The sequence below is a fragment of the Desulfonema magnum genome (genome assembly GCF_017377395.1).
GTDB lineage: Bacteria > Desulfobacterota > Desulfobacteria > Desulfobacterales > 4be13 > Desulfonema_C > Desulfonema_C magnum.
The window spans coordinates 4645755-4659160 of record NZ_CP061800.1 but is presented as its reverse complement, the minus strand read 5'-3'; the positions used below and the strand labels follow the sequence as shown (position 1 = coordinate 4659160).

Below are 13406 nucleotides of genomic sequence, written 5' to 3'. Positions count from 1 at the left end.
TTTGTCCTGGCATGAAAATTATGTGCTGGAAATTGGGCTTCCTTCACTTGTCAGTTCACACTCTGCTGTAGAACAATTTTGCAAATTGTCCAAAACAATTTGTAAAATTGCTGATTATAACGGATTTTGGGAAGGCCCCGGGAACACCGCGGAATATACGGAAAAAAGATGTATGTTCCGGATGCTCTGAAAGGTCCCCTCGGATAAGCCCCAATACTGCTGACTTAGGCTTAAGCGGGTTTTCCGGTATTTTCTTCGGAAAGCGAAAAATGCTTTTTCGCGGGCGCAAAAATAAAATTTTTGCACTCCGGATCCTTTCGGAATTGCCTGAGTCAGCAGCATTGCGGACAAGCCCGGGGCGGGTAAATAGGACCCGTCCGAACCGGTCGTTGAGCTTGTCGAAACGGGAACCGCCCCCCCCCTTCGACAAGCTCAGGGTGCGGACCGGATGGGGTTTATCTCAGGGTGCGGACCGGATGGGGTGTTTATGCTGGCATGTACTCAGAAAATTTTTTTAAAACAAAACCGTTTCAAGGGCCCTGATCAACCGGACATTCTCCTCATGAAGCCCGACATTCACCCGAATATATTCAGGAAATCCGTAAGATATCATGGAACGGACAATAACGCCCTGCCTCAGCATGTCTTCAAAAACCTCATTTGCATTCTTTTTCACGTCAATGAGAAAAAAATTGGCTTGTGTCGGAAAATATCTGATTCCCAGCCTGTCCAGCGCATCACAAAGAAAATCAAGTCCTTCATAAATCGTGCTGCGGGTTTTTTTTATGAAATCATCATCATCCAGTGCAGCGGCAGCACCCACCTGTGCCAGAGAATTTGCATTAAACGGCATCCGAATTCTGTTCAGAACCTCTGCCACCTGTTCCGGCATCACACCGTAGCCAATGCGAAGTCCTGCCAGTCCGTATATCTTGGAAAAGGTGCGGAGCGTAACCACGGCCCTCCCGGAATCCAGATAATCTGTGCCGTTCAGACATTCCTGATCCCGCGCAAATTCAATATAGGCCTCATCCACCACAATAATAATTTCAGGGGGAACAGTTTCCAAAAAAGTGTCGAATTCTTTTTTGGTGACAATTGTTCCCGTGGGATTGTTCGGATTATTCACGAAAATCATGCGGGTTTTCGGTGTAATCCTCTCTTTCATGCCGTCCAGATCAATTGAAAGTGATTTCAGGGGGACATATACAGGTGTCGCGCCCACGCATCGGACCACGATATCATACATAAGAAACGAAGGCTGCGGCAGGATCGCTTCATCCCCCTGTCGAAGCAGTGTCCACGCCAACATGCCGATCACCTCATCAGATCCGTTTCCTAAGACGATATTCCCGGGGGAAACCCCCAGTTTTTCAGAAAGTTTCTTTATAAGAGAGTAAGCGCTTCCGTCAGGATAGCGATGGAGATTTTCCATTTCATCCTGAATCGCCTTTAAAGCCATCGGAGATGACCCCAGAGGGTTTTCATTGGAAGCAAGCTTGACAGAGTCTTTAATGCCATATTCCCGCTCAAGTTCTTCAAGAGGTTTTCCGGGAACATAAGGCTTTATGGACAGAACACAATCCGGAACCGATAAATTCATTTTTTACCTTTACCGTGAAAATTTATTTTCATGACTAATACCCGAGCAAATAAATTATGAGGGGTTCCGGATTCTGTAAGCCTCTTTCACAAAAGGATTTTTGAAAATTTTCGCCCGTCAGAATTTATTTAGTCGGGTATCAGGGGGGATCACCCCGATTATGAATGTTTAATCTTCAGACTTCAGTTACCCCTGAGCTGCTTTCCGACCCCGCTCCATGGCCTCCATTTCGAGAGGAATGAGCTTTGGTTTCTTAGCAAACTCTTCTTTAACAGCTTCTTTCAGCAATTCAAAATCAACAATCTTACTGCGGGCCACAAAAGCAGCGAGGGCCACGATATTCGATGCTTTTATACTACCCAGTTCTATGGCAATATCCGCGACCGGAACGACAAGTTCATCAACATCGTCACGACCCGAACGAATAGGAATTAAGGAACTGTTCAGCAGTATGATTCCATTAGGTTTTACTACGGGTGCAAATTTTTCCAGAGAGGGACGGTTCATGGCGACCAGATGCAGAGGATTTTTAATAATCGGAGAACCAATGGATTTGTCGCTGATAACAACCGTGCAATATGCGGTTCCTCCTCGCATTTCCGGGCCGTAAGAAGGTATCCACGCCACTTCAAAACCTTCTTCCAGAGCCGCATGGGCAAGAATCTTTCCCGATAATAATATTCCCTGCCCGCCAAAACCGGCAAACATTACTTCTCTTTGCATTTATTTCTCCTATTTGTGACTTGTGATTCGAGACTTTTGGCTTGCATGATCACCAATTACGAATCACCAAGTCACCAATGCTTACTCAGGTGGTGTTTTGTATTCGCCTAATTTGTAATAAGAAAGCAGGGTATCTTCAGCCCAGTTCACAGCTTCGGCCGGTGTAAGTCCCCAGTTGGTGGGGCATGTGCTTATCAGTTCCACCAGACTGAAACACCGGTTTTCCATTTGATAGGTAAATGCCTTTTTAATTGCTTTCTTGGCTCTGACAATATATTTAGGTCTGATTACTGTCTGTCTCGCTATATACCCGGGGGTCTCAAGGGCGGCCAGCAGTTCGGCCATCTTCACTGGCATACCGATACTTTCAGCATCACGTCCGAACGGTGTGGTCGTGGTGCGCTGCCCCGGCATGGTGGTCGGTGCCATCTGCCCCCCGGTCATACCATAAACCGCATTGTTTACAAAAATGGTGGTAAATTTTTCTCCCCGGTTGGCCGCATGAATAATTTCTCCCATTCCGATACTTGCCAAGTCTCCGTCCCCCTGATAGGTAAAAACCATCAGGTCAGGTCTGACCCGCTTGATGCCGGTAGCCATTGCCGGGGCACGGCCATGGGCTGCTTCCTGAAAGTCAAATGTAAAATAATTATAAGCCAGCACCGCGCACCCGACCGGCGCGATACCAACTGTCCGCCCCCGAATACCTAACTCATCAATGACTTCCGCGACCAATCTGTGAATGACACCGTGGGTACACCCCGGACAGTAGTGGGTATGATTCTCGGAAAGACTCTCCGGTCTTTTAAACGCTTTTCCCATTATATCTCCTTAAATTGAAACTTGAAACTTGAAACTTGAAACTCGATGATCCAGTTTCCAATTTCAAGTTTCCAGTTTCCAGTTTCTGACAACGTCCATGATTTCTTCCGGCGTGGGCACGTCGCCGCCGCATTTCCCATACCATTCAACAGGACGTTTTCCCTGAACACAGCGTTCCACGTCTTCCACCATCTGCCCCATGCTCATTTCAATGCTGATAACAGCCTTGCAGCTCTCTTTTATGGCCGCGTCATGGATCGCTTTTTCAGGAAAAGGAAACAGTGTCTGGGGTCTTATCATGCCGACCTCGAGGCCTTCCGCTTTTAAATTGTCAATCGCGGTCCGGCATACCCTGCTCATGGTTCCGTAGCTTATAATAAGGACTTTGTAATCGGTGTCTGTATTGTAAGGCTCGTATCTGACATCCTCCTGTTTCATGCGCTCATACTTTGCTTTTAAAAGCAGATTATGATCGTTGAGCTGAGTGGGATCCAGATAGAGGGATTTCACCAAATTCTGTTTGTTATCTTTGCGCGTGTCCATGCCATTCGTGGCCCAGTCGTCCTTATTTGTCGGCTCAGTCCGAAGGTGGTCCGGGAATTCCACAGGCTCCATCATCTGGCCGATAAGACCGTCTCCCAGAATCATAACAGGATTACGATATTTTTCAGCAAGGGGAAACGCCATCATCACCATTTCAACGGTCTCCTGAACACTCGCGGGGGCCATGACCAGCAGGCGATAGTCGCCGTGTCCTCCGCCTTTTGTGGCCTGGAAATAATCTCCCTGGGAAGGAAGAATGCCTCCCAGTCCGGGCCCGCCTCTTATGATATTCACAAACACAACCGGACACTGTGCGCCGGCCACATAGCTGATGCCTTCGCTCATGAGGCTGATGCCGGGACTTGATGAGGTGGTGAACACCCGCTCGCCACAGGCTGACGCGCCAAAGAGCATGTATGCGACCGCGACTTCGCTTTCTCCCTGTAAGAACATGCCGCCGACTTCCGGCATACGACGGGAAAGATATTCGGCAACTTCGGATTGCGGCGTGATCGGATAAGCAAAATAGTTCAGACATCCGGCCCGGATTGCGGCCTCTCCGATTGCTTCATTTCCCTTCATTAACACCTTGCCCATTTATGCCTCCTCCGTTGCAGTTTCTTCAACAATTTCAGTTATATTTATTGCCACATCCGGACACATGATGCAGCATGTTGTACAAAAAATACAGTCTTCCGGGCGTGCCTGATATGCAGGAAAATAGCCCTTTGTGTTGACCTTGTCAGATATTTCCAGAACTTTCTTGGGACATACGGTCACACAAAGACCGCATCCTTTGCATCTGTCAACATCAATTAAATAGTTATAAGCCATATACCTAAACTCCTTAAATATTAGGTGAAATGATTCACCTTTTCCCCTGCCCTTTTCAAAGGGGAAATTCCATTATGGTTCTATGGTACGCCTGTTATTCTTATTCCCATGAAAAAAGGGAGTGAAAAACAGAAATTCCTATACCATAAATTTAAACAAAAACTGACTTCAGATATTTCAGATATTATTGTAAGCGGGTTTTAAAAGTGCCGGGCCGAGGTTGGCAGCTTTTTTCCATGGCGGAACAAGTTGTCTTTCGATGGGTAAGACAGGGCAGGAAAACCGTTTCATGTCTGCTTCCGGGAATAACTCTGTTGTAATCGTAACAAACTCAAGGGGTAATCCGCTTGCTTCAGACAAAGCGTGAACAAAATCATACCCCTCATATATGTCTGTCATGGTTGTTTCATCTATCAGGTTTGTATTGCCGATGATACCGTTTATGGTCATCTTAGAGGCTTTTTCAATTTCATCACGTATTTTCAGGCAGCCCTGAACCGTGTCCGTAAAGGGCCGGAAAGGATTGACCACCTGAAGCATACGAATGTTCTTTCCCCTCAGTGGTTCGGCAAGAGACGCAAGCACTGTTGCTCCGACGTCGTCCCCTCCGACGTCCAGCAATGTCATTTCAGTGGGCTGGCGAATCATCCCTGCGATGGCCGGAGTCAGGATGGGCAGATCGGCCTGCATATATTTTTCCGGGGGCAGGACCATGTCAATTCCCAATGTGGAAAGGGGATTTCTTGCCTCCCGTGTTCTGAAATAGGGATTCACCAGATCCAGGTCCGCAATACGAACATCCATGCCCGCACGTTTTTGGTTGACAGCAAGATTTATGGAAACTTCAGTTTTCCCGCTGCCATAGTTTCCCACAATTACGACAATTCCATGTAGATCAATTTCCATTGTTCAATTTTGGTCCCTTTCAGAGAACTACCTGTAATGACAACAAATCAGTCGCATCAGGTATCCGGGATTATGACTAATCCAAATTTTATTTATAAAATCAGCAGGTTTTCTCTGTAAATACTGTCTTTTAATGAAGTCAGGTTATTAAAAAGCATTACTTTGTAGATTTAATTTTTTTTTATGTCAAGCTTTTTCATCTGGTTTATCAGAGAACAGAACACAGATGCAACGGCTTTTATAAGCTGTATTTCCACCGAGCTAAATTATCCAGAGTGCCAAACTTTCAGTTTGGCATTTAAAAACATTTTTCAGTTCGTAGTTCCGCCTTTAGGCGGTGTCACACCGCCTAAAGGCGGAACTATGAACTTTGCGGAACTGCGAACTTTTTCGGTGTGCTGAAAATAGCCCGGCAATTTATTGGCAGAAGATCGAACTATTTTCAACCATTGTTTTCTTGACTAATTTTTCAATTTAGGTTGATATAGAGTCAGAAGTCAGAATGAATATTAAACTCAGTGTTCAGATTTTTAGCGCAAGGTCGCGTGCTGAAATTATATTTTAGTACTTCTTCCAACAAGGTAATCGTCTTTTAACCCGATGTCAAAATGTTATTTTCGGCACTCCGGAATACAAACCGCTCTGAAAAAATTTGCTGAATACTGAATAATTTTTTAAGGATAGCAAATGGATTTATATGAATATTGTCCTGAAAAAATAAGGACAGCAGAAAAGGCTGTGTCAAACATAAAAAGCGGCAGTCGTGTCTTCATCGGCACGGGCTGCGGAGAACCTCAGTGTCTGATCAAAGCCATGGTGAACGATAAAAGTTTGCAGGATATCATGGTGTATCAGATGCTATCTTCGACCTTTTCCCAGTTTATTGAAGATGAGTCTTTTCTCAGACGCTTTTCTTTGAAACTTTTTTTTATCAGCAGTTCCATGCGCAAGGCTGCTTTTGAAGGTAAGATTGATTATATTCCCACTTATCTCTCACAAATCCCCAGGCTTTTTTACAGCGGCCAGATTGGTCTGGATATCGCGCTGGTGCAGGTGAGTCCCCCTGACAGATTCGGATATTGCAGTCTGGGAGTATCCGTGGATATTACCCGTGCGGGAATGTATAATGCCAAGCTCGTTATTGCACAGGTGAATCCCAAAATGCCCAACACACGGGGGGACAGTTCGGTGCATGTGGATGAAATTGATTATTTTGTATTACATGAGGAGCCTCTTGTTGAAAGCCTCCCGAGTATAAAAGATAATGAAATTGCTAAGAGAATCGGCCATTATGTTTCCCAGTTGGTGGATGACGGTGTCACCCTTCAGATTGGTTTCGGACATCTGCCCAATGCTATTTTACAACATCTTGATAATAAAAAAAATCTGGGCATTCATACCCAGCTTATCACAGACAGTTTTATTCCCCTGATAGAGAAGAAAATTATCACCAATAAAAAAAAGACACTGATTCCCGGAAGAATTGTAGCGTCCCTGTGCATGGGATCAGAAAAACTGTATAACTATGTGGATAATAATCCTATTTTTTATTTCCGTTCTTCCGAATATGTGAATGATCCGACAATTATTGCACGCAATGACAACCTGATATCCATCAGTTCCGCGCTGGAGGTTGATCTGACAGGGCAGGTCTGCACGGATTCCATGGGGCATTTGTTTTACAGCGGTATCGGGGACCAGGTTGACTTTCTGAGGGGCAGTGCCATGTCAAAAGGCGGATTTGCCATTATTGCCCTCCCGTCAACCGCGCAGAACGGAGAGGTATCCCGCATTGTCCCTCATCTCAGCGAAGGGGCCGGCGTGGCCACTACCAGGGGAGATGTGAGTTTTATTGTTACGGAATACGGTATCGCGGAACTTCAGGGCAAAGGCATTTACCAGAGAGTCATGGAACTGGCCCAGATTGCCCATCCCAAATTCCGTGAGGAACTGATTAAAGTGGCAAGGAAACGCCATTATATTTTTTCAGATCAGCTGCCGCCGTCACAGGATGATCTTCTTTTCCTGGAAAATTATAAAAGCACACTGAGACTGAGAAATGGCAAAATAGCTGAGTTTCGTCCGCTTTTCCCATCAGATGAGTTTGCTTACAGAAATTTTTTCTATTCGCTTCAGGAAAAGACAATTTATTACAGATTTTTTTACAGAATAAAGCTTTTTTCCCATGAAGTGGTACAAAAACAATGGGCAAGTGTGGATTACAGGAAAAATATGTCCATCATCGCCCTTATTCAGAACAGGGGGCATAAGGAAATCATTGCTATTGGCTCATATATGATGGAAAGCGATGACAGAGCAGAGGTTGCCTTTGTTGTGCGTGAAGATTACCAGAGCATGGGAATCGCCTCGTATCTTATCAAAGTTTTAGAAAATATTGCAAAGGAAAACAATTACAAAGAATTTTCCGCAACCGTTCTGAGAGAAAATTGGACAATGATTCATGTGTTCAGGAAAAGATATCCAAATGCAGAGACATCACTGATTAACGGAAGCGAGATTACACTTTTTATGGATTTTGATGACGCGATTGAGCCCCCGGAACCAAAGACAGATGAATAAGGGGCTGGTATCGCAACCCATCTCACGGCGGATAAAAATAAATCGCAAACCACAAATGACAAATCACGAATTACGAATCACGAATCATAAATTCCCCATTGGTTCAGCTCAATGGAAGTATCTGATTATCGAAGGTGCGAAGACTTTTGATGTCTGTCCTGACCAGGAAAAAACCGGTCAGTTTGCTATCCATGGGCTTGAGCTTTTAAAATGGAACCGAAAAATGAATCTTACTGCGATTACAGATCCCCTGGAAGTCGCGGTCAAACATTTTCTGGATTCAATCGCGCCTGCTCCTGTCATTCCTCCGAGTTCGTCTTTGTTGGATATTGGATCGGGCGGGGGCTTTCCCGGAATTCCCCTTAAAATACTGATCCCGTCTTTATCGGTTACGCTGATTGATACATCTCGGAAAAAGGTCAGTTTTCAGAAGCACATCATCAGAACCCTTAAACTTGGGAATATCAAAGCCAGACACATCCGGGCAGAGGACCTCGCCAGAGAGAAGCCCTTTGCAAAAGCCTTTGATGTGATTATATGCCGTGCGCTTTCTTCTTTGGACGCGTTTGTTGCAATGGCCCGGCCGCTGCTTGCAGAACATGGAATGATGATTGCGCTGAAAGGGAAGGTCTCTGAAGCGGAAATTGAATCGTGGGAAAATTTGAAAACCGGAAAAGATGGTTTTTCTCTGGTGCTGAAAAAATATAAGCTGCCTTATCTCGGCGCGGAAAGAGCCATTATCTGTTTAAAGCGGCCATGATCCTGGTATCGTCCGAGGTCAATGCTGTTGACTCAGGCACTTCCGAACGGATCCGGAGTGCAAAAATTTTATTTTTGCGCCTGCGAAAAAGCATTTTTCGCACTCCGGAGAAAATACCGGAAAACCCGCTTACGCTTAAGTCAGCAGTATTATCGTCCGAGGTTGGCTCAGATTGGCAAATCCGAGCCATCTCCGTCAGATTTGTCAATCCGGCCGGATCGCCAGTTATACAAATATCTGGATAAACGGTTTTTCGGAAAGCTGTTTGGCCCTGTCCCGGATTCGTTCTTCAACAAGTGAGAAATCGGCTTTAATGGCTTCTTCAGGACAGTTTCTCACACAGTTGTAACAAAAAATACAATTGTCACCAAACTCAGGAAAAGGTGAAAACCGGACAGAGTCAGTCGGACAGACATCCGAACAGACCTCGCACTTAGTGCATAATTTTTCATCCACCTCACGCTTTGGCATAATGCCTTTGGCGGCTTTCAGAGTAATGTTCGCCATCTGGACGCGGGCCTCCTCAGGATAATAAGCCAGTTCAGAGAGCGGAATCCCTTTTGTAAAATCAGCGGACAGATTTTCACAGACATGACGAACCATATCCTGAATTATTTTATCATCCTCAGGAGACGGATGACCGTTTCCGAGCGGATTTTCAGACCGCCACATCATGGAATGAGTCGCCAGAATTTTGGTCGCTCCGATCATGTTTATACCTTTTTCTGTTAATGCCTTTCCCATTTCCCAGAGCGCAATTCCGCTGGTGACACCGCCCCATGTGACAAAAGGGACAGCAGACGCGCCGGTATTTTCAGGCAATTTGGAAATAAAGTTCATCACCGGCGGAATGGCATGGGAAACATATACCGGGGAACCGACAAAAAGGCAGAAGTTATCTTTTGCGTTCTGAATCTCCGAAATGGCACCGGCTTCATCCTCTTTTTTACCCAGATCAAATACAGAAACTTCAGTTCCCAATTCAGTGAGCTTCTTTTCTATCACCTGAGCCACATGGCGGGTTGCGCCGGCAGGTGAACAATAAACAATCATTCCTTTCTTTGCTTGTGCTGTCATTTGATCTCTCCTTTGTATTTGACCTTAAATTTTTTGTATGATTTGATGATCCTCGTTTCCATGCGGGCAGTCCTGAATAAGTGAATAAGTAATGATGAATCAGATTCATCATTTTGCATATTATCAGCCTGAATTTCGTACATCATTACTTTTTCACCCGATGTTCAAGTTTTTTTTCTGTCATTCCTGCTTTCGCAGGCTTCGGCGTGAACTCAGTTTTTTGTCCGAACCGGGGCAGAAAACCTGATCATCGAGTGTTCAGGACTCCCCCCACGTTAAATTTGGAAACGAAATCGCTGAAGGCTTTTTCCATTTGCTGAACAGGTCTGTCAAGTTAATTCTGAGTTTTCTTGCCGGACAGGATTTATGGATTTATAATCTTGTCTGGCAAAAGATTTCGACCTGTGTGGTTAAATATAATTATTTGAAATTTTAAAATATGTGTGGTGGGTTGCGCTTCGCTCCACCCACCCTACAAAAATTGTAACCGCACAGGTCGAAAAAGCCGGTTTCTTTGTTGCATCCTCTTTGTCCCGCACACGGTTCCAAAATTTTCAGGTCTGCTGATTTTATCATAAAATATTATTTTAAAATATACGCTTCGATCTTCAAATATTTTATTGAAAGATTTAGCTGTTTAGGATAATATTAAAAATTTTATATCAGGATAGCAGATTAAACTCCTTTTTCCTGCGCTCCTTATCAGGGAAGTTCAAATAAATAACATACCTGATTCGGAAATTCGGAAAAATGCAGGACGGATATCAAGTGTTTTATTTTTTTGAAAATCCCTTACTTGGACAGCATCTTGATCCGGGTGCAATTTCTTATTGAAATTATTATGGCAGGTAAAAATTGAAATTATTCATCAGAGTTATCACAGTAATTATTGTTGTCGGCTTTGCCCGTAATCTCAGCGCAGCCGAGCAGGAACTCCCTTTCTATCCGGGGGAAAAGCTGACATTTGATCTTAAATGGAGCGTTATAAAGGCAGGAGAAGCCACGCTTGAGGTGCTTCCTATTGAAACCGTCAATGGTGTCAGAGCATATCATTTTGTAATGACAGCAAAATCCACTCCGTTTATTGATTTTTTTTATAAAGTCCGTGACCGAATAGATGCTTATATGGATATAAATATGAATCGTTCGGTTTTGTACAAAAAAAAACAAAAAGAAGGGAAAACCCACAGAGATATTGTTGTTCATTTTGATTGGGAAAAAAACGAGGCGGAATTTTCTAATTTTGGGAAGAAAAAAAATCCCATTGCGTTGTTGCCCGGATCCTTTGACCCGTTGTCAGCTTTTTACTACGCCCGTCTTTTTGATCTCAAAGAAAAAATGAAAATCGAAAGACCGGTCACAGACGGAAAAAAATGTGTGCTGGGGAAAGTCGCTGTTGTAAAAAAAGACAAAATAAAATTGGCAGGCACAACATATGACGCTTATTTATTGGAACCTGAACTCAAGCATGTCGGGGGGGTATTTGAAAAAAGCAAAGACGCTAAAATTGAACTGTGGGTTTCAGCAGATAAGCGGCGGATTCCCATCAAAATAAAGAGCAAGGTTGCTGTCGGAAGTTTTGTCGGAGAGCTTGTCTCTGTAACCCCGGGTCCGCATTAGGCTTGAAATGACAACGACTTCCTGACCGCACTGATTCTGACAGGCTGTTCGCATGTAAGACAATTTTCCAAATTGTTTTTCGGACAATTTGAAAAATTGTCCGACATGATGTCAGCAACGACGGGGGCTTTGTATGTAAAACAATTTTCCAAATTGTTTTTCGGACAATTTGAAAAATTGTTCTGCATGCTTTCGGATTTTCCGAATTTCCCTTATCCCTCGGAACTTATTTGGTCATGTACGACAGGAAATTCATTCGTTCCAATACGCTTGTGCGGAAACCCCGTATCCGGAGGCTCCGAGAGGTTTTTATTACTCGATAATCAAGTTTTTTCTGTTATTCCTGCGAAAGCAGGAATGACAAGCTTTTTATTCGGACCAGGTCAAAAAACTTGATTATCGAGCATTATGAAATCCGGACGCTGAAAATCATTTTTCAGAGTCTGTGTGAAAAATAATTTTCGCACGCGTTTGAATCAAAATTTGTTTTTTATCAAAAAAATGGGAGGTACTGTTATGCAGAGGCATCCTTTTGAATTTCAGATAAATCCTTTAGTTCTGACTCTTTTTTTAATCCTGGTTACATTGTTTGTCAGCACCGGGATTTCTCGGGCCCGGGTCTCCACAGATAATCTGATTTTCATTCTTGACGCGTCAGGCAGCATGGAATTCCGGATAAACGGAAAAACAAAAATCGGAATTGTCAGAGACATTTTAACTGACCAGATAAAAACGCTTCCGGCCAGTCTGCAAGCAGGGCTGGTGGCTTACGGTCACCGACACAAAGGCGATTGCAACGATGTGGAAGAACTTGTCCCCGTAAGCCCGATGAATGCGGCGCTTCTTATCAAAAAAATCAGAGCGATTACCCCCACAGGCATGACATCTGTTTCTCTGGCTATCCGGAATGCCAGTGAAAAGATCAGACATCTTAAAGGCAGAACAGCGGTTATCCTGATAGCTGACGGTCAGGATTCCTGCATGAATGATCCCTGTGCATTGGTCCGTGAATTAAAGGCCAAAGGGATAAAATTTGCCGTGCATGTTATTGGTTTTGACGTCACCGGTGATGCTGAAAAACAGCTTTCAGGTATTGCACAGGCAGGACAAGGGGGGTATTTTCGAGCCGGAAATGCCAAAGAATTGAAACTGGCACTGAAAAAGACAATTAAAAAGCTCGGAATCAAAGACCGTCAACGACAATCTGAGAAAAAATCGGAAAAAAAGAGAACAGTGCCGTCCCAAATGAGTTCCTCACAGCCTCCCAAACTATCTGAAAATAAAGTGACGCTGAAGGTTAATGCCGGGCGCATCAGAAAAGCCCCCTCTCTTCAATCTGACATCAAATTCAGCTTGAAAAAAGGAAGTACGGTATCCGTTATTGATAAAAAGGAAGAATGGCTTCACATCAGACTTGATGATGGCAGGACCGGCTGGTCTCATCAGCGTCTTTTTTCCCTGTCAGATCAGGATCAGACAGCCGATGCAGAAGTCACCCGGGAAATCAGAGCCATCCGGACTGACCTCACATCAGAGGGAAAGGAAAAAGTCATTTTTGTACAAAACAGCTTTCATCCGCCTAAAATCTTTTTCATTGAAGAAGACCCCCCAAAGGTGGTTTGCGACTTTTTTGATACCCGTCTTGGCAAGGATACAGATTCTTATATCAAGGTGAACAGTAAGTTTATTCAAAAGATACGAACCGGGCTTCATAAAATCCCTGTTTCCAAATTAAGGGTTGTCGTGGATTTGGTTCCCAATAAAACATATGAATTGGAACACATTTTTCTCAAGGAAAAAAAACACTGTGTGCTTATCATCAAATCCGCCCGGAAATTTTCAGACAGGCCATAAAGGAGAACACTTTTCCTTGACATAAAATTCCATTTTATTTTATGAAATATATTAATAAAGCAAAGAGCCATGATTCGGCAATCA

At 44.1% G+C, this 13406-nt stretch carries 11 protein-coding genes; 4 read left to right on the top strand and 7 right to left on the bottom strand.

Annotated elements, in window-relative coordinates; genetic code table 11:
* Positions 1-514: 514 nt before the first annotated feature.
* The 6 genes from hisC to dnm_RS17845 form a co-directional block, all read right to left on the bottom strand.
* Positions 515-1603, bottom strand: coding sequence for a histidinol-phosphate transaminase (hisC, locus tag dnm_RS17870; protein WP_207678277.1), 1089 nt, complete (start codon positions 1601-1603; stop codon positions 515-517).
* A 186-nt stretch (positions 1604-1789) separates the two neighbouring features.
* Complete coding sequence (locus tag dnm_RS17865; protein WP_207678276.1) at positions 1790-2326, bottom strand: 2-oxoacid:ferredoxin oxidoreductase subunit gamma family protein; 537 nt, start codon at positions 2324-2326, stop codon at positions 1790-1792.
* Positions 2327-2407: 81 nt separating this feature from the next.
* Positions 2408-3148: a thiamine pyrophosphate-dependent enzyme gene (locus tag dnm_RS17860; protein WP_207678275.1), complete on the bottom strand. Its 741-nt coding sequence runs from the start codon at positions 3146-3148 to the stop codon at positions 2408-2410.
* Positions 3149-3211: 63 nt separating this feature from the next.
* Positions 3212-4288 carry a 3-methyl-2-oxobutanoate dehydrogenase subunit VorB gene (gene vorB / locus dnm_RS17855; protein ID WP_207678274.1) on the bottom strand — a complete coding sequence of 359 codons (1077 nt, stop codon included), beginning with the start codon at positions 4286-4288 and terminating at the stop codon, positions 3212-3214.
* A complete protein-coding gene (locus dnm_RS17850; RefSeq protein WP_207678273.1) occupies positions 4289-4525 on the bottom strand; it encodes a 4Fe-4S dicluster domain-containing protein in 237 nt (78 codons plus the stop codon).
* A gap of 177 nt (positions 4526-4702) precedes the next feature.
* On the bottom strand, positions 4703-5431 hold the full coding sequence (locus tag dnm_RS17845) for a cobalamin biosynthesis protein CbiA (protein ID WP_207678272.1): 729 nt from the start codon (positions 5429-5431) through the stop codon (positions 4703-4705).
* 687 nt (positions 5432-6118) lie between these two features.
* Here dnm_RS17845 and dnm_RS17840 point away from each other — a divergent pair.
* Together dnm_RS17840 and rsmG are read left to right on the top strand one after the other, a co-directional pair.
* Entirely contained in the window at positions 6119-8011 is a 1893-nt protein-coding gene (locus dnm_RS17840; protein ID WP_207678271.1) for a bifunctional acetyl-CoA hydrolase/transferase family protein/GNAT family N-acetyltransferase, read from the top strand.
* Positions 8012-8066: 55 nt separating this feature from the next.
* Positions 8067-8771 carry a 16S rRNA (guanine(527)-N(7))-methyltransferase RsmG gene (rsmG, locus tag dnm_RS17835; protein WP_207678270.1) on the top strand — a complete coding sequence of 235 codons (705 nt, stop codon included), beginning with the start codon at positions 8067-8069 and terminating at the stop codon, positions 8769-8771.
* Between the two features lie 225 nt (positions 8772-8996).
* On the opposite strand, the gene dnm_RS17830 is transcribed toward rsmG, so the two are convergent.
* Complete coding sequence (locus dnm_RS17830) at positions 8997-9848, bottom strand: EFR1 family ferrodoxin (RefSeq protein WP_207678269.1); 852 nt, start codon at positions 9846-9848, stop codon at positions 8997-8999.
* Between the two features lie 855 nt (positions 9849-10703).
* Between dnm_RS17830 and dnm_RS17825 the strand changes: the two genes are divergently transcribed.
* Together dnm_RS17825 and dnm_RS17820 are read left to right on the top strand one after the other, a co-directional pair.
* Positions 10704-11468, top strand: coding sequence for a DUF3108 domain-containing protein (locus dnm_RS17825; protein ID WP_207678268.1), 765 nt, complete (start codon positions 10704-10706; stop codon positions 11466-11468).
* 516 nt (positions 11469-11984) lie between these two features.
* Positions 11985-13322, top strand: coding sequence for a VWA domain-containing protein (locus dnm_RS17820; protein WP_207678267.1), 1338 nt, complete (start codon positions 11985-11987; stop codon positions 13320-13322).
* Positions 13323-13406: the final 84 nt, after the last annotated feature.